At 61.9% G+C, this 16,952-nt stretch carries 17 protein-coding genes; 10 read left to right on the forward strand and 7 right to left on the reverse strand.

The window, feature by feature from the left end:
- Positions 1 to 5 precede the first annotated feature (5 nt).
- From CFBP4996_RS01960 to CFBP4996_RS01970, 3 genes are all read left to right on the forward strand, one after another.
- On the forward strand, positions 6 to 1,088 hold the full coding sequence (locus CFBP4996_RS01960) for an FAD-binding oxidoreductase (protein ID WP_020808792.1): 1,083 nt from the start codon (positions 6 to 8) through the stop codon (positions 1,086 to 1,088).
- Positions 1,089 to 1,273: 185 nt separating this feature from the next.
- Entirely contained in the window at positions 1,274 to 1,738 is a 465-nt protein-coding gene (locus tag CFBP4996_RS01965; RefSeq protein ID WP_080852582.1) for a BA14K family protein, read from the forward strand.
- A 223-nt stretch (positions 1,739 to 1,961) separates the two neighbouring features.
- Positions 1,962 to 2,477: a BA14K family protein gene (locus CFBP4996_RS01970; RefSeq protein WP_020808794.1), complete on the forward strand. Its 516-nt coding sequence runs from the start codon at positions 1,962 to 1,964 to the stop codon at positions 2,475 to 2,477.
- A 55-nt stretch (positions 2,478 to 2,532) separates the two neighbouring features.
- Here CFBP4996_RS01970 and CFBP4996_RS01975 read toward each other — a convergent pair whose 3' ends face one another.
- On the reverse strand, positions 2,533 to 3,528 hold the full coding sequence (locus CFBP4996_RS01975) for a transporter (RefSeq protein WP_080852581.1): 996 nt from the start codon (positions 3,526 to 3,528) through the stop codon (positions 2,533 to 2,535).
- A gap of 220 nt (positions 3,529 to 3,748) precedes the next feature.
- Between CFBP4996_RS01975 and CFBP4996_RS01980 the strand changes: the two genes are divergently transcribed.
- From CFBP4996_RS01980 to CFBP4996_RS01990, 3 genes are all read left to right on the forward strand, one after another.
- Positions 3,749 to 5,533 (forward strand): acyl-CoA dehydrogenase, encoded by a 1,785-nt coding sequence (locus CFBP4996_RS01980; protein WP_080852580.1) that lies wholly within the window; start codon positions 3,749 to 3,751, stop codon positions 5,531 to 5,533.
- A 10-nt stretch (positions 5,534 to 5,543) separates the two neighbouring features.
- Positions 5,544 to 6,302, forward strand: a complete 759-nt coding sequence (locus tag CFBP4996_RS01985; RefSeq protein ID WP_080852579.1) for a crotonase/enoyl-CoA hydratase family protein — start codon at positions 5,544 to 5,546, stop codon at positions 6,300 to 6,302.
- Between the two features lie 274 nt (positions 6,303 to 6,576).
- Positions 6,577 to 6,894 (forward strand): hypothetical protein, encoded by a 318-nt coding sequence (locus tag CFBP4996_RS01990; protein WP_080852578.1) that lies wholly within the window; start codon positions 6,577 to 6,579, stop codon positions 6,892 to 6,894.
- Here the strand turns inward: CFBP4996_RS01990 and CFBP4996_RS01995 are convergent, their stop codons facing one another.
- Together CFBP4996_RS01995 and CFBP4996_RS02000 are read right to left on the reverse strand one after the other, a co-directional pair.
- Positions 6,895 to 8,145 (reverse strand): class I SAM-dependent RNA methyltransferase, encoded by a 1,251-nt coding sequence (locus CFBP4996_RS01995; RefSeq protein WP_080852577.1) that lies wholly within the window; start codon positions 8,143 to 8,145, stop codon positions 6,895 to 6,897.
- On the reverse strand, positions 8,142 to 8,894 hold the full coding sequence (locus CFBP4996_RS02000; protein WP_080852576.1) for a TlyA family RNA methyltransferase: 753 nt from the start codon (positions 8,892 to 8,894) through the stop codon (positions 8,142 to 8,144). The genes CFBP4996_RS01995 and CFBP4996_RS02000 overlap by 4 nt, the downstream gene beginning before the upstream one ends.
- A 268-nt stretch (positions 8,895 to 9,162) precedes the next feature.
- Here CFBP4996_RS02000 and CFBP4996_RS02005 point away from each other — a divergent pair, with 268 nt between their 5' ends.
- Positions 9,163 to 11,184 (forward strand): methyl-accepting chemotaxis protein, encoded by a 2,022-nt coding sequence (locus CFBP4996_RS02005; protein WP_080852575.1) that lies wholly within the window; start codon positions 9,163 to 9,165, stop codon positions 11,182 to 11,184.
- 184 nt (positions 11,185 to 11,368) lie between these two features.
- On the opposite strand, the gene CFBP4996_RS02010 is transcribed toward CFBP4996_RS02005, so the two are convergent.
- Positions 11,369 to 12,331, reverse strand: coding sequence for a nucleoside recognition domain-containing protein (locus tag CFBP4996_RS02010; RefSeq protein WP_080852574.1), 963 nt, complete (start codon positions 12,329 to 12,331; stop codon positions 11,369 to 11,371).
- Between the two features lie 119 nt (positions 12,332 to 12,450).
- Between CFBP4996_RS02010 and CFBP4996_RS02015 the strand changes: the two genes are divergently transcribed.
- Positions 12,451 to 12,903: an Lrp/AsnC family transcriptional regulator gene (locus tag CFBP4996_RS02015; RefSeq protein WP_080853236.1), complete on the forward strand. Its 453-nt coding sequence runs from the start codon at positions 12,451 to 12,453 to the stop codon at positions 12,901 to 12,903.
- 75 nt (positions 12,904 to 12,978) lie between these two features.
- Positions 12,979 to 13,350 (forward strand): nuclear transport factor 2 family protein, encoded by a 372-nt coding sequence (locus CFBP4996_RS02020; RefSeq protein ID WP_080852573.1) that lies wholly within the window; start codon positions 12,979 to 12,981, stop codon positions 13,348 to 13,350.
- Positions 13,351 to 13,395: 45 nt separating this feature from the next.
- On the opposite strand, the gene CFBP4996_RS02025 is transcribed toward CFBP4996_RS02020, so the two are convergent.
- Complete coding sequence (locus CFBP4996_RS02025; protein ID WP_059760809.1) at positions 13,396 to 13,704, reverse strand: putative quinol monooxygenase; 309 nt, start codon at positions 13,702 to 13,704, stop codon at positions 13,396 to 13,398.
- A 5-nt stretch (positions 13,705 to 13,709) separates the two neighbouring features.
- Positions 13,710 to 14,504 carry a helix-turn-helix domain-containing protein gene (locus CFBP4996_RS02030; RefSeq protein WP_080852572.1) on the reverse strand — a complete coding sequence of 265 codons (795 nt, stop codon included), beginning with the start codon at positions 14,502 to 14,504 and terminating at the stop codon, positions 13,710 to 13,712.
- Between the two features lie 106 nt (positions 14,505 to 14,610).
- Here CFBP4996_RS02030 and CFBP4996_RS02035 point away from each other — a divergent pair, with 106 nt between their 5' ends.
- Complete coding sequence (locus CFBP4996_RS02035; protein WP_080852571.1) at positions 14,611 to 14,973, forward strand: nuclear transport factor 2 family protein; 363 nt, start codon at positions 14,611 to 14,613, stop codon at positions 14,971 to 14,973.
- 42 nt (positions 14,974 to 15,015) lie between these two features.
- Here CFBP4996_RS02035 and dxs read toward each other — a convergent pair whose 3' ends face one another.
- Entirely contained in the window at positions 15,016 to 16,935 is a 1,920-nt protein-coding gene (gene dxs / locus CFBP4996_RS02040; protein WP_080852570.1) for a 1-deoxy-D-xylulose-5-phosphate synthase, read from the reverse strand.
- Positions 16,936 to 16,952: the final 17 nt, after the last annotated feature.

Raw genomic sequence — 16,952 nt, forward strand, 5'->3', positions numbered from 1 at the left:
CGAAGATGAATATGGTTGTGACCTATAAGCATATTGACGAGATGAAGCCATGGAGCGACAAGCTCCAGCTTCTGGAGTGCATCTCGGTGACGCCCGAGACGCCTGATGTGATGACGTTCCTGTTCCGCTCGGAGGATCAGAACTGGTTCCGTTATCTGCCGGGGCAGTTCGTCACGCTCGAACTGCCGGTGGGCAAGGAGCCGCTTTACCGCACCTACACATTGTCCTCCAGCCCGTCGCGGCCCTATGCGCTGTCGGTCACGGTCAAGGCGCAGGCCAACAGCATCGGCACGCGCTGGATGTTCGACAATCTGAAGCCCGGCATGAAAATCCGGGCGCTCGGGCCGCTCGGCGACTTTTCCTACGTCAAGCATCCCGGCGACAAATATCTGTTCATCTCGGCAGGCTCCGGCGTCACGCCGATGATGTCGATGGTGCGCGACATGAGCGACCGCGCGCCGCAGAGCGATATTGCCTTCATCAATTGTTCGCGTACCCCCGGCGATATCGTTTTCCGTCACGAGCTGGAATATCTCGCCCGCTTCATGCCGAACTTGTCTCTCGGCTTCATTGTCGAGAAATGCGGCCGCACCGATCTGTGGTCCGGGCTGAAGGGCATGGTCGACAAGGCCAAGATCGCGCTGCTCGCGCATGATTTCATGGAGCGCACCGTCTTCTGCTGCGGGCCGGAGCCGTTCATGGCCGCCGTCCGCTCGATGCTCGATGCCTCCGGCTTCGACATGAGCCGCTATCATCAGGAAAGCTTCGCGCCGGCCGCGCCGGTCACTGTTGGTGAAGCCGTGCTTACCGGTGCGGATGGCGAAGCGCTGTCTATGGTGGGTTTCACCCTTTCCGGTAAAGAAATGCCCTGCCAGCCCGGCCAGACGGTTCTGATGACGGCGCGCGCCGCCGGGGTCCGTATCGGGGCGGCCTGCGAATCGGGAATTTGCGGCACCTGCCGGGTGCTGAAGCTTTCCGGCGAGGTGGAGATGAACCACAATGGCGGCATTCTCGATGAGGAAATCGAGGAAGGCTATATTCTCGCCTGCTGCTCACGCCCGTTGACCGACGTAAAGGTGGAAGCCTGACACGAGCAGGCGTTTCATTTTATCGGTCTTTCACCGGATGGTTGTCTTGGAACCAAATTTCTCTAAACTCGTTTGCACGTCATCGAATTCTTTTCGGGCATGAAACGGGGCTGCCCCATATCTCCGACAAGAGCGAGTGGGTAAAAAGCGCGGGTCCAACGCGCTGAAGCAAACGGAGGAAGACCATGATGAATTTCCGGACAACGAGTGTCGCCACGGCGATGATCGTGTTCCTCACCAGCTTTACGCCGTCGCAGGCGTTCCAGGTCCCTGTGCCGATGCCCAAGCCGGCGGTTTCGACCGACAATGTTGTGCCGGTGCAGTACCGTGAATGGGATCGCCGATACGACCGCAGGCATGGCGACCGCATGTATCGCCCGCGCCCCCCGCGTGACGGCTATTATAACGGTCACCGCGGCTATCGCGATCGTCGTCCGGGTTACCGTTATCACAATGGTTATTGGTTCCCGCTCGCTGCCTTCGCGGCCGGTGCGATCATCGGCGGCGCCATGCAGCAGCCGCGTCCGACCTATGGCGGCAGCCACGTTTCCTGGTGCCAGAACCGCTGGCGGTCCTACCGCGCTTACGACAACAGCTATCAGCCGAGCAGCGGTCCGCGCCGCATATGCGTATCGCCTTACAGCCGCTGACAGGACTTTCGAAAGCCCGGATTTTGATCCGGGCTTTTGTTTTGCCGCTGCCGGATCGGGTAAACGAAGCGTGATGGGATCGTTAATGCTGGGTTCAGGCGAAAACGCCTAGCCTGCAACCTGCAATGTTCCAGCCAGACCGAAAAACTGGCCGAATGAGAATAAAAAAGTGTTATTATTCACGGAGAACGGCCTGTTGACCGTCGTGAATGGAGGAAGTCAGATGAGAAGCTATATGAAGAATATCCTGGCTGTCGGTCTTTCTGCGATTGTGGTTGCGGGAGCGATTGTTCCGGCGGAAGCAGCAATGCCTTTGCCGATCGCGCCGAAGAGCGTTGAGACCGCAGGCAACGATGCCAGCAAGAATATCGTGAACGTGCAATATTGGCGTGATCGCGACGGCTGGGGCGATCGTCGCGGCTGGTATCGCGGCCACCGTGGTTATCGCGATTACCGTCCGGGCTATCGTCACCATGACGGTTACTGGTTCCCGCTCGCAGCCTTTGCGACGGGTGCGATCATCGGCGGCGCACTCTCGCAGCCGCGTGAAGTTTACCGCCCGGTACCGGAATATCGTCCGCGCCCGGTCTATCGCGAATATCGCCCGGTCTATCGTGGCGGCATGAGCCGCGCGCATGTGAACTGGTGCTATGGCCGCTATCGTTCCTACGATGCCTATAGCAACACGTTCCAGCCGTATCACGGCCCGCGCCAGCCCTGCTATTCGCCTTACGGCTGATAGAGCCGCTTCAATCGAAAGAGCCGTCCGGTAGCCACCGGGCGGCTTTTTGCTGTCACAAGATCCGCGCGCGCTTCAGCACGAACCAGGCGAGCGCAACCGAAATCATGATGAAGATGCTGGCCGACAGCGTGCCGCCCGTGCCGACGGTAAACGGCAGCTCATCCGTATTCATGCCGAAGAAACCGGTGACCAGCGATGGCGGCAGCAGGAATGCCGTCATCAGCGACAGGATATAAAGATGTCGGTTGGTTTCCGACGAGAGTTTGGAATCGATTTCTTCATGCAGCAGCCTTGCCCGCTCCTGCAGGGCGTAGACATCGTGGTCGACAGCCTCCAGACGGCCCATCAGGCGCGAGGCGACATCCTCGAAACCATTCGGCATCTCGTCATCATCGGCGGCCGAAGCCCGCCGCATCAGGGTCAGCACGGTGCGCAGATGCCGGTGCAGGCGAACCACCGTGCGGCGCAGTGGGGCAAGACGCCGCCGTTCGTCACGGTTCTCGCTGTCATAGACCATATCCTCGATGGCGTTCAGTTCTTCCGTCGTCTCCATCACCAGATTGATGAGCGAGCGCTGGAATTCCGCCACCAGCCCCTCGAACACATGCGACGGCGTGAGGTAGCGGTTGGAATTCTTGTCGACCGCCGCTTTCAGCCGGTCCACCGAATGCAGCGGCTGCAGGCGGGTCGTAATGATGAAACGGTCGCTCACCGCAAAATGCAGCCAGCCGAAATCGCGCGTTTCCTTGTCGAATTCCCGCTGGAAATCGACAAGCGTGCCGTAAAGCGATTTTTCATCGACCACGATGGAGGGATGCGTCTCATGGGTGGTGAGGCTTGCCCGTGCTGCCTGATCGAGACCGTCGATGGTCTCGAGAAAACCCGCGACACGCTGATCGGCGAGGTTGAGATGCAGCCAGAAGAAGCCTTCGCACTCTGCCATTTCGTGAAAGCCGGCGTCGGGCGCGAGCCGCCGGCAGGGGGCCGTGCCGGGATGAAATTGATAGGCCCAGACAAGGCCGGGAATAACGGGCGTTACGAGATCCATCGTGGCAGTCCTGACCGGCTGGATGGGAGGAGGGAGGCGTCCGTCGTTCCGGTGTGGGAGCGGCGGCGGCGAGGCGCCTTTCAGCGCATGCTGAGCAAATTCATATGACAGTTTTATAACAATCCCGCCGAAATGACGGGAATTTTCAAATTGACGTTTACGTAAAAATCATTTAGCCCGAAGGCAGTAGCAAGATGCCAGAGCTTCGGGAGGAGGCAGCATGTATAGCGCGCCGGTGGACGATATCGCCTTTACACTCAAACATGTAGCGGGTCTCGAAGACGCGCTGTCGACGGGTGCGCTGGGAGACCTTGGGGAAGATCTGGTCGATGCCATTCTGCACGAAGCCGGCCGTTTCGCCACCGCAGAGGTCGCGCCGCTCGCTGAGATCGGCGACCGTCAGGGCGCAAAGCTTACCGACGGCAAGGTGACGACACCGGATGGCTGGGCCGATCTTTACCGCCGCTGGGCGGAAGCGGGCTGGAACAGCCTGACGGCGCCGGAAGAATTCGGCGGCCAGAACCTGCCGCATATGCTGAATGTCGCCGCGCTCGAAATGTGGAATTCCGGCTCCATGGCCTTTGCGCTGGCGCCGACGCTGACCATGGGCGCGGTGGAAGCCCTTGTTGCCCACGGCAGCGATGACCTCAAGCGCACCTATCTGCCGAAACTCGTCTCCGGCGAATGGACCGGCACGATGAACCTCACCGAGCCGCATGCGGGTTCGGATCTCGGCGTCCTGAAGACCCGGGCGGAGCGCAATGGAGACGGCACCTACCGTATTTTCGGCCAGAAGATTTTCATCACCTGGGGCGAACACGATGCGGCGGACAATATCATCCACCTCGTTCTCGCCCGCCTGCCGGATGCGCCGGCCGGCACGCGCGGCATCTCGCTTTTCCTCGTGCCGAAATTCCTGCCCGATGACAATGGCGCGCCGGGCAGCCGCAACGATCTGTTCTGCCACTCTCTGGAGCACAAGCTGGGTATTCACGGCTCGCCCACCTGCACGATGATCTTCGGCGACGGCAAATTCGGCGAAGGGAAGGGCGCTCTCGGCTGGTTGATCGGCGAGGAGAACAAGGGTCTCGCCTGCATGTTCACCATGATGAACAACGCCCGCCTTGCGGTCGGCATGCAGGGCGTGGCGATCTGCGAAGCGGCGACCCAGAAGGCTATCGAATATGCCAGGGAGCGCACGCAGGGCAAGGCGCCCGGCTGGCAAGGCTCCGGCATGAGCCCGATCATCGAGCACCCGGATATCGCCAGAACGCTTCTGACGATGAAGGCGCTCACTCAAGGGTCGCGGGCGATTTCCTTCAGCTGCGCGCACGCCATCGACATGGCGCATGCGACTGAAGACGCCCGGCAGCGCGCTCACTGGCAGGAGCGCGCTGCCCTTTTGACACCCATCGCCAAATCCTTCTCCACCGATGCCGGCGTCGATGTCGCCTCCATGGGCATTCAGGTGCATGGCGGCATGGGCTTCATCGAGGAAACCGGCGCGGCGCGTTATCTGCGCGATGCCCGAATCGCGCCGATCTATGAAGGCACCAACGGCATTCAGGCCATCGATCTGGTGCTGCGCAAGCTGCCGCTCTCCGAAGGCGCGCAGGTGCGTGGTTTCATCGCCGAACTGCGCGAGATCGCCGCCCGTACAGCCGCGTCGAACCGCGCCGATCTCGGCGAGACCGGCCGTTATCTCGAAGCGAGCCTTGGCGATCTGGAGACGGCGACCGACTGGCTGCTGCACCGCATCAAGGCGGGCGAAACCGAAACCGCGCTCGCCGGCGCGACGCCCTATCAGCGCCTCTTCGGCCTGGCGCTCACTGGCGCCTATCTCGCCAAGGGCGCATTGGCCGCCGTCGACGATGGCAGGGGCGGACATCGCGCAGCCCTTTGCCGTTTTGCTGCGGAAAATCTGCTGGCGGAAACGGTGGCGCTGAAGGACCGCGTTATATCAGGCGCGGCAAGCCTTGCCGCCGCCCGCACCGTATTGGCTTGAGGAGGCTCAGATGTCGGACGAACACATTCTCGTCGAGCGCGTCGGCCATGCGCCGGAAGTCTTGACCATCCGCTTCAACCGGCCGGACAAGAAAAACGCCATCACCGATGCCATGTATCTGCGCATGGCAGACGCCCTGCATGCCGCCAATGCGGACCCGGAAATTCGCGTCGTCGCCTTTCTCGGCACGGAAGGCTGCTTCTCCGCCGGTAACGACATGGCCGATTTTCTGGCCTTCGCCATGTCGGGCGGAAAGGGCAAGCTTGCCGCGCTCGAGCTTCTGAAAGCGCTCGTCGCTTTCGAAAAGCCCATGGTATCCGGCGTCGACGGGCTCGCCATCGGCATCGGCACGACGCTGAACCTGCATTGCGACCTGACGGTCGCCTCCAGCCGCAGCCTGTTCAAGACCCCATTCGTGGATCTCGCTCTGGTGCCGGAAGCGGCTTCCAGCCTGCTCGTGCCGAAACTCATGGGACACCAGCGCGCCTTTGCGCTGCTTGCCATGGGCGAAGGTTTTTCCGCAGAGCAGGCATTGCAGGCCGGAATGATCTGGAAAGTCGTCGCCCCTGAACATGTGGAGAGCGAAACGCTGGCGCTTGCCACCCGGCTTGCAGCCAAACCGCAGCAGGCGCTGAAGATCGCCCGCGATCTGGTTCGCGGCAATCCGGACGATCTTCTCGCCCGCATCGAAGAGGAAGGCCGCCATTTCATCGCGCAGCTGCAAAGCGCCGAAGCGCGCGCCGCCTTCGAGGCATTCATGCGTCGCTGAGTGCCGCGGGAATCGGGAAGCCCGCCGCTTGTTTCTTCTCCCCGCCGGGGAGAAGTCCGCGGCAGCGGGATGAGAGGGCGAGGGTAAAGATATTCGGCAACGTAGCCCCCTCATCCGACCCTTCGGGCCACCTTCGCCCCGACGGGGAGAAGAAGCCGGCGGCATCGTCGAAAGTTTGAAGCCACTGTGCTTGCGAAGGCGGATTATGTATGGTCGATCAAATCGGTCCGACCAAGACCGGATCGTACAAGCTCTACGCCCGAAAGCCACCCGCATGCGTCACGTCGTGTTCGCCCTGTCCATCTTCCTCTGCGCCGCCACTGTCACCGAAGCGGCGGCGATAACGCGCCCTCCGGCGGCTTCCGCTAGCAATGTCATTCTGGCGCAATCCGTCATTACCGAAGACGATGGCTCGGATTATTATTCCGGCCGCGACCGCCAGCGCCGCGCCCGTTTCGTCTGCGTCATCACCCCGCCGGAGAGCGCCAATCGCCGCCGGCCCTATGTCTGCCCCATCGAGCGGGGCCGTGTGGGCGGCGCCTGCCGCTGCTCGGGCGTGGTCGGTAACGGCACGGTCGATACGGCCTGGTGATTATTTCTCCAGCGTCGCCACGGCTTCCACATGCGGCGACCAGAGGAACTGGTCGACCGGTGTGACGCGGGTGATGCGATAGCCGCCTTCCGTGAGGATGGTAAGATCGCGCGCAAGCGTCAGCGGGTTGCAGCTCACCGCAACGATCTTCTTCACCGTGCTGCGGGCCAGTTCCTTGCACTGGAATTCCGCACCGGCGCGCGGCGGATCGAACACGACAGCATCGTAATTCTTCAGTTCGCTTGTCATCAGCGGCCGGCGGAAGAGGTCGCGTTTCTCGACGCTCACCGGCTTCAGGCCCTGTGTGTTGCGGGCGGCGAAGTCCACGGCCTTCAATGGCTTGTCTTCCGCTTCCACCGCATGCACCTTGCCGATGCGTGCGAGCCTCAGCGCGAAGGTGCCGGAACCGCAGAAGAGATCGGCAATGCGCTTCGATTTGCCGATATGGCCAAGCACCAGCTCGGCCATGGCGTCTTCCGCCTGTTTCGTCGCCTGCGTGAAACTGCCGGCCGGCGGGGAAACCGCAACGCCGCCGAATTCGATGATCGGCTTTTGCGGTTCGATCAGGATTTCACCTGAGAGCGAAACACGGGCAATGCCGCGCATGGCAAGCACCGTTTCCGTGAGTGTGCGCCGCTGCTTGTCGCTGACCGACTTGATGCCTTCGACCGAAATATCGAGACCCGAGAGCGTTTCGAGAACGGTGATGCGGAACGGTTCGGCATTCGCCACCATGGAAAGCCCGATGGCGCGGATGGCGTCCAGCCGCGAGACGATGCCGGGCGAGGTGACGGGACATTCCTCGATGGCGACGATGTGATGGCTGTTCGCCTGGCTGAAACCGAGCAGCAGGCCCTTTTCCGTTTTGCGGGCGGCGAACACCGCGCGGCGGCGCTCGCCGGGGCGACAGATGACGAGATCGTCCACCGGCGGCGTCAGGCCTTTCGATTTCAGTGCCGAAACCACCAGCTCCCGCTTGTAGGCATGGTAAGGCTGGTCGGACAGATGCTGCAGCGAACAGCCGCCGCAGGTGCCGTTCTTGCCATCGGGGCCGAAATGGCGGCAGGCCGGTTCACGGCGCTCCGCCGAGGCTTCCGTTATCGACATGACGGTGCCGTGATCCTTCACCTTCGCAATCGCGACCGTTTCGCCGGGCAGCGCGAAGGGCACATAGACCGGGCCGTCGGGACAGTGCGCGATGCCGTCGCCCTGCGCGCCGAGGCTCTTGATGGTGACGGTCTGTGTGCTCATGGCTTTTCGCCTCCGAGAAGAAATTCGATATTGCCGTCGCCGCCGGAAATCGGCGAGGGAATGAGGCCGAGGCTTTTCCAGCCCATGTCCTCGGTCAGCCAGCGTTCCAGCTCGGCAGCCACGGCAGGTGCCGTTTCCGGTTCTTTCAACAGCCCGGCCTTGCTGATGGCGTCGCGCCCCGCCTCGAATTGCGGCTTCACCAGCAGAACCGCCAGCGCGCCCGCTTCCGCAAGCTCGAGTGCCGGCGCAAGCGCAAGCTTCAGCGAAATGAAGGACACATCGGAGACGATGAAGCCGATGGGCCGGTCATCGATATCATCCGTCGTCAGGAAGCGCGCATTCAGCCCTTCCAGATTGGTCACGCGCGGATCGTTCTCGATTCTGGCATGCATCTGCCCGTGGCCGACATCGATGGCGGTGACGTGTTTTGCGCCGCGCTCCAGCAGCACCTCGGTGAAACCGCCGGTCGAAGCGCCGACATCGAGACAGTCATGGCCAGACGGGTCGAGCCGGAAATGATCGAGCGCGGCCACGAGCTTCAGCGCTGCGCGCGAGACATAGGCCTGCGCGGGATCGCTGATGGCGATTTCGGCATCGCCGGCGACGGTCTGGCTCGGTTTGGTGACGGTTTTACCGTTGACGCTCACGGTGCCGCGCGCAACCGCGTCGCGCGCACGCGAGCGGCTGGCGAAGTGGCCGAGCGACACGAGAAGCTGGTCAAGCCGTTCATTTTCAGATGTTTTGGACATGGTCCCGTGTCAATGACCGCCAAACTCCGCCGATGCAAGCGATTTATCGCTGAAACGGGCCGGCGATGCCCGCTGTCGCCCATTGATGTTGCACCGCAAAGTCAGAATGTTCGATTAATCCAATATAAAGGCTTGTATTGCACTTTGTGCACAAGGCCCGTGCGGCCACCGGAACCTGCCATGACGGCATCTCCTCCCATCCACAAAATTGCGGCCGTTGCAGCGCAGACGCTTGCTTCGAGGCATCGGGTCGCCGAGAGAGTTTGCGATGTCGCTTAAAAACCTCCCCATCAATCTGAAGCTCATAGCCACCTTCTGTGCCTTGATGAGCGTGTGCCTGCTCGCTTCCGCGGTCGTATTCTGGCAGACGCTGGGGAGCGAGCGTGTCACGATCGAAAACAACCGCACGAAGGATATCATCCAGGCCGTGGATGGTGCTACGGCAGCCATGCTGGAGCAGGCCGTCAATCAGCGCGGCTTCCTGCTGTTCCGCAGCGACAGCACCTACAACGATGTATTCGCCCAGCGCGACCTGATGCTGAAGAAGCTGGACGAAGCCCGCGCGCTGGCTGTCGGCCGGCCGGACATTCTGACATCCATCGACGACATGCAGAAATCCGCCACCGTGTTCTTCAAGGAACTGGCGGAACCGCAGATCGCCGCACGCAAGACGACCGAAGCGCCGATTTCCGAAATCATCGAGATCGGCCGCAATCAGGCCAAGGGCCAGCTCGATGGCTTCCGCGCCTCCGCCGCCAAGATCAAGGAGCAGCTGAACGGCCTGTCCACCGCTTACGCGGCAGAACAGCAGGCAGCCGCATTGAACCTGAAATATGCGCTTCTGGGTGGCGGCGCCGTTGCCGGTCTTCTCGCCGTTGCCCTGATCTGGGCGCTGTCGCGCTCCATCGTCACGCCCATCGTTGGCATGACGGCGGCGATGAGCCGGCTTGCCGATGGCGATCTGACGACGGAAGTTCCCGCCACGGATCGTGGCGATGAAGTCGGCAAGATGGCGAAGGCCGTTCTGGTCTTCAAGGAAGCCGGGCTGGAAAAATCCCGCCTTGCCGGCGAGACCGACCGCATGCGCTCCGCGACGGAGGCTGAACGCCGCCGCAACGAGGAAGAAAAGGCCAAGGACGAAGCCGCCAGCGCTTTTGCCAGCGCCGAGCTTGGCAAGGGCCTTGCCGCTCTCGCGGATGGCGATCTTTCCTATCGCATCGAGACGCCCTTTGCGCCCGCCATCGATCCGGTTCGAGTGAATTTCAACAGCGCCGTCGAAAAACTCCAGCAGGCGCTGCGCACGGTCGGCGAGAACGCAGCCGCGATCAATGCCGGCGCTTCGGAAATGCTCTCCGCCGCCGACGACCTGTCGCGCCGCACCGAGCAGCAGGCGGCCTCCATCGAGGAAACCGCCGCAGCGCTGGAAGAAGTCACCACCACGGTGCGCGATAGCGCCCGCGGCGCGGAAGATGCCGGCAATCTGGTCCAGCGCGCCCGCGCCGGTGCGGAAAAGTCCGGTGTCGTGGTTCGCAAGGCGGTCGCCGCCATGCGCGAAATCGAGAAGTCCTCGGGCGAAATCGGCAATATCATCGGCGTCATCGACGATATTGCCTTCCAGACCAACCTGCTGGCGCTGAACGCCGGCGTCGAAGCAGCACGCGCCGGTGATGCTGGCAAGGGCTTTGCGGTGGTTGCTCAGGAAGTCCGCGAACTCGCCCAGCGTTCCGCCAATGCCGCCAAGGAAATCAAGACGCTGATCGGCGCTTCCAGCCAGCAGGTGGAAAACGGCGTCAATCTGGTCGACGAGACCGGCAAGGCTCTTGAACTCATCGTTGCGGAAGTCGAAGAGATCAATGCCCATGTCAGCGCCATCGTCGTCGCTGCCCGCGAACAGGCGACCGGCCTGCAGGAAATCAACACGGCCGTGAACACCATGGACCAGGGCACCCAGCAGAATGCCGCCATGGTGGAACAGCAGACCGCCGCCAGCCATTCGCTGGCCCGCGAAGCGGGAGCGCTGAACAGCCTGCTCGGCCAGTTCAGAATGGATGGCGCACGCGCTGCCGTTGCCAGTGCCGGCGGCTATTCCGCGCCGCGCCAGTCTTCCGCCAGACCCGCTTTCCAGCCCGCGCCGGCCGCACCGGCCCGCAAGGCGCCGGTAAAATCGGCCTCCGCAGCCGCAAGGCCTGTCGCCTCGCCGGCCCGTGCCCTTGGCCAGAGCCTCGCCCGCGCCTTCGGCGGTGCCGCCGAAGCGCCGGCTGCCAAGGATCAGGATTGGACGGAGTTCTGAGCCGGGCTTTCTGATTGAACCTATGGATTGGGGGCCGAAAGGCCCCCTTTTTGCATCGGTCTTTTCAGACGGGAAACGCCGCTTAGAGTTTTTTCGCTTTTCTTCGAATCGCGAAAACACTCTAACTCTTTGTTTTGGCGCATTTCCGGACGGAAAACCGGGGTCCACTTTTCCTGGAAATGCTCTATGTGCCCTGTAGTCGGAACATCCGCGCAAAGAACAGCTCATCCGACAGGCGGTGAAGCAGGGCGGCAATGCCGGCGGTCGCGGCAATGGCGAAAACAAGCCGCCCGGCCAGAACGCCATAGACATCCGCGCCAAGCGACATCACCACGAGCGTGTCCTCGATCACGCTATGGGCAAAACCCATGAACACGCAGGACAGAAACACCTGACGCGGCGAGATCGTCCCCGATTGCGCCTCACGGATCAGGAAGCCGGCGCCGTAGGAAATTCCGAGGAACAAGCCGATGGCGGTGAGATGTTCGGCCTCGCCGCGAATGCCCGCAAGACGCAGCAGGGGCGAGAGCGCTTTCATCATCAGCGCCAGCAGGCCCGTCAGTCTTAGGATTTCAAGGCAAAGGGAAAGTGCAAGCAGGATGACGAGCATCCAGACCATGGTTTCCCCGAGGCCGAGGAAATAGGCGGTCCATTCAGGCGTGGCGCTCATCGCAATCCAGGCGGGGGTTACCGGCGCGGACAGCCATCCCATCGCCTCCAGAACGTGATGCAGCATGAAGGCATACAACAATCCGCCGCCGACGCGCAGCGCCGTGGTGACGATCATGCCCGGTCCCGCTTTTTCAATGATCTTCTGTTCGATGGGCAGGCCATGGGCGAACAGGATGAGTGCCGAAAAAACGGTGATATCCGCAACGGTGAGTGACGATGCGGGCACAAGCGTGAAGATGAGCGGCACCGCACCCCATATGCCGACCAGCATTGCGGTCAGCCAGGCAAGACCAAGCTCCGGCGGCAGCCCGACGAGGTTCATGACCGGCGCAAAGGCAGGCGCCACCGCCTCGATCGCGCCCATCCTCGACAACAGCTCGGTCAGAATGGCGATTGGAACCGTGATCCGCACAAGCACCCAATAGATTGCAAGCGTTTCCCGCGTTTTTTGCCAGACGGGCAGGAAAAGTGACATGTGAGACTCCCTGAAGGTTGTTCCCATTCACTAATCCCGGCCCCTTCGCATTTGCGGTCAAAGATTGCAGTTTCATGCAATTTTATTGCAAATATGGCGGTGCGCGATATGCTGCCGGCATGGATCGGATCGACCGAAAACTTCTGAACCTTTTGCAGAACGATGCGTCGCGCACCAATGTGGATATGGCCGATGAAGTCGGGCTGTCTCCATCCAGTTGCCTGCGCCGCCTGCAGCGGCTGCACAAGTCTGGCGTGATCGACCGCATCGTGGCGATCCTCAACCCCGCAAAGGCGGGACGGGTGATCAAGGCTCTGGTGACGGTGGAGCTGAAATTGCACGGCGAGCAGCATATGCGCCGCTTTCTGGATATTGCGAGTGCCGAAGAGGCCGTGTCGCAGGCCTATGCCGTCACCGGCGCAACCGATGTCGTGCTGATGCTGCGCCTGCGGGATATGGAAGAATTCGACGCCCTGTGCGACAGGCTCTTCCGCGACCAGCACAATGTCGCGCGCTTTGTCACCATGGTCGTCATCAAGACGGCGAAAGAGGAAACGGCCATCAGGCTTTAACCGGAGCCCTTCAATGCGGGACATTCACTCGTCTAGGAAGTCATTTCGCCATGTCGTTTTTTGAAGAGGTGCGTTTTGAATAGTGAAATCGAACTGCCGGTACAAAAGCAGCTTGAGGCCTACAATGCCCGTGACATCGATGCCTTCATGCTCTGGTGGGCGGATGATTGCCAGTATTACGCTTTCCCGGCGACGCTTCTGGCAGGAAGCGCGGCAGAGATTCGAGAACGCCACATCGAGCGCTTCAAGGAGCCGGATCTCTATGGGAAACTGCTGACGCGCATTGTCGTTGGCAATGTCGTCATCGACCATGAAACGGTCACCCGGAACTTTCCGGAAGGAAAGGGAGAGGTCGACGTTGCCTGCATCTATGAAGTTGAGAACGACAGGATCGCCAGGGCCTGGTTCAAAATCGGCGAACCGCGGATATTGTCGCGAAAATCCTAGCGCCGCGCAAAGGATAGGCGCGCGGCTTTCCCATCGTCCGTGTCGCTATGCGGCGTGATCCGCCCGCATGGGGTGCCAGACGGAAATATCGCGCGGGGCGTCGAGAAGCTCGGGCAGGGCATCGTGCCATGCCTGCCGATAGGGCCGGTGAATCTGAACGTCGATGACGTCCTGATGGTCGCTCCAGGTCTCGTGCAGCAGGAAGCGGTTCTCGTTTTCACCGTCCCGGTGCAGGGTTGCGTTCACGAAGGTCTTTTCGTGCCGCATGGCGTCGAGCAGCGCATTCAGCAATTCGAGAAAGCGCTCGCGCTGGCCGGGGCGCACCTGAAAGCCGATGAGATAGGTGGTGTGCACGGGTCTTACTCCTTGGTGCCTTGCATCAGTGCTTCGCGGGTTGCCGCGTCGGCGGGGTAAAAACATTCCAGCACCAGTTCGGACAGCGTGACGTCTGTGGCCGTTCCGAAAACCGTGGTGGTTGAAATAAAGCTCAGGACTGCGCCCGATGACGGATCGCGAAGCTGGAGCGGTATGGCCAGCGGATCGGTCCCGGCCGCATGCGGCGGGACCTTTGGCGCAGGATAGGCCGCAAGCTCCGCATGCAGCCGGGAAAGCACCTCGTCTCCCGTCTCTTCGACCTGACGACGCAGGCGTTCCAGCAGGTGATGACGCCATTCGGCAAGATTGACGATGCGCGAACTCAGGCCCAGCGGATGCAGGCTCAGCCTCAAGGCGTTGAGCGGCGGGCGAAGCAGCTCTTCGGAAACGCCGGCCAGAAGCGATGTGATCGCCCTATTGGCGAGAACGACGTTCCAGTGCCGGTCAACGGCAAGGGCGGGGAAGGGCATATGCCCATGCACCACAGTTTCGACCGCCTGCCGGGCCGCCGCCATATCAGGCGCATCCATCGGCCGTTCGGAATGAACAGGCGCATAACCGGCCGCCAGCATCAGCCGGTTGGCGGCGCGGGCGGGCATGTAAAGCTGCTCCGCCAGTTTCGCGAGCATCTCGCGGCTGGGGGATGATCGCCCGCTTTCCACGAAACTCAGATGGCGCGCGGATATATCCGCCTCCATCGCCAAATCGAGCTGGCTCAACCTGCGGCGCGCACGCCATTCCTTCAGCACCTGGCCGACATGTTCTCGATGATGTGTCATGCCCGCAGCCTAGCAGAAGAGAGCGGCAATGCGATTACCTCTGAGGTAATTGTTCCGCTTCCCGACCGCCGGCATGTTTGGGCCGTCAACCAGAAGGAGCGCAATCATGACGCAGCATCTCGCAATCGCCGAAACCTATCTCGCAGCCTGGAACGAAGAGGACAATGAACGCCGCAGGCATCTCGTCGGTCAGGCGTGGTCAGAAAATACGCGCTATGTCGATCCGCTGATGCAGGGTGAGGGGCAGCAGGGGATCGCTGCGATGATCGAGGCGGCGCGGCAGAAGTTTCCGGGATATCGTTTCGTGCTCACAGGCACCCCGGACGGCCACGGCAACTTCACCCGTTTCTCATGGCGTCTGATTTCGCCTGAGGGGGACGATGTTGCGGGTGGTACCGACGTCGTCAGCCTGAATGCCGAGGGGCGGATCGAAAATGTCGTCGGTTTTCTCGACGGCGCTGCATCCTGAGAAAGAGGCGGGATCGTCCCGCCTCCTGTCCCGGCAATCGTGTCAGCCGGCGAAACCGACGCCGGCCTGACGCTGGCCGAGCGCATTAAACACGGTGGAAACGATGCCGGCCCGGTCGAGGCCGGCATTGGCATACATGGTCTCTGGTTTTGCCTGCTCCACCCACTGGTCGGGCAGGGTCAGCGTCCGGACCTTCGGGCCATGGTCGAGCAGGCCGGCGCTCGCCATGAAATGCAGAACATGTGCGCCGAAACCGCCGACGGAGCCTTCTTCGATGGTCACCAGCACCTCGTGATGGCTGGCCAGCTGGCGGATGAGATCGAGATCGAGCGGCTTGGCGAAGCGTGCATCGGCGACCGTCGTGGAAAGGCCGGCCGCTTCAAGGTCTTCGGCCGCCGCCAGGCATTCCGCAAGGCGCGTGCCGAAGGAGAGCAGCGCAACCTTGGTGCCTTCCTTGATGATGCGGCCCTTGCCGATCTCAAGAATCTCGCCTCGTGCGGGCATCTCGATGCCCACACCTTCGCCGCGCGGGTAACGGAAGGAAATCGGGCCTTCGTCATAGGCCGCTGCCGTGCGCACCATATGTTTCAGCTCGGCCTCGTCGGCCGCCGCCATCACCACCATGCCGGGCAGGGTGGCAAGGAAGGTCGTATCGAAGGAGCCGGCATGGGTCGGCCCATCCGCACCGACGAAACCGGCGCGGTCGATGGGGAAACGCACGGGCAGGCTCTGGATCGCCACATCATGCACCAGCTGGTCGTAACCGCGTTGCAGGAAGGTGGAATAAAGCGCGCAGAACGGCTTGTAACCATCAGCCGCAAGCCCCGCCGCAAAGGTGACGGCATGTTGCTCGGCAATGCCGACATCGAAGGTGCGGGACGGGAAAAGCTCGGCCATCTTGTCGAGGCCCGTGCCGTTCGGCATGGCGGCGGTGACGCCGATGATCTTGTCGTCGAGCGTTGCTTCCTGGATCAGCGCTTCGGCGAAGACGCTGGTATAGCTCGGCGCATTCGGCTTGGCTTTCGCCTGCGCGCCGGTGATGACGTCGAATTTGTTGACGCCGTGATATTTGTCGGCCGCGGCTTCCGCCGGCGCATAACCCTTGCCCTTCTGCGTCACCACATGGATGAGGACAGGGCCTTTCTGGTTGTCGCGCACATTGCGCAGCACCGGCAGCAGGTGATCGAAGGAATGACCGTCGATTGGGCCGATGTGATAGAAACCAAGCTCCTCGAACAGCGTGCCGCCGGTCACGTAACCGCGCGCATGGGTCACGGCGCGGGTAATGGCGCGGTCGATGGTCTTGCCGAGATAGGCCGTCAGTTTCTTGCCGAAATCGCGGAAGCCCATATAGGTGCGGCCGGAGGCGAGGCGCGCCAGATAGGCGCTCATCGCGCCCGTCGGCGGCGCAATCGACATGTCGTTGTCGTTGAGGATGACGATCAGCCGCGCATCGAGCGCGCCGGCATTGTTGAGCGCTTCGAACGCCATGCCCGCCGACATCGAGCCGTCGCCGATGACGGCGATCACCTTACGGTCGCTCTGATCCAGACCCGCCGCCACGGCCATGCCGAGACCGGCGGAAATGGAGGTGGAGGAATGGCCCGCGCCGAAATCGTCATAGTCGCTTTCCGCACGACGCGTGAAACCGGAAAGCCCGCCTTCCTGCCGCAGCGTGCGAATGCGGTCGCGCCGGCCGGTCAGGATCTTGTGCGGATAACATTGATGGCCGACATCGAAGATCAGCCGGTCTTCGGGCGTGTTGAAGACCTTGTGAATGGCAATGGTCAATTCCACCACGCCAAGGCCGGCACCCAGATGGCCACCGGTCTTCGACACCGCGTCGATCATCTCGTCGCGCAGTTCCCGTGCCAGTTCCGGCAGGTCGCGATCGTCGATCTCCTTGAGATCGGAGGGGAAATTCACCCGGTCGAGCAGTGGGGTCTGGGGCATTCCGGTCAATCGTTCGGCCTTTTCTC

The organism is Agrobacterium leguminum (genome assembly GCF_005144435.2).
In the GTDB taxonomy this organism is placed as follows: domain Bacteria; phylum Pseudomonadota; class Alphaproteobacteria; order Rhizobiales; family Rhizobiaceae; genus Agrobacterium; species Agrobacterium leguminum.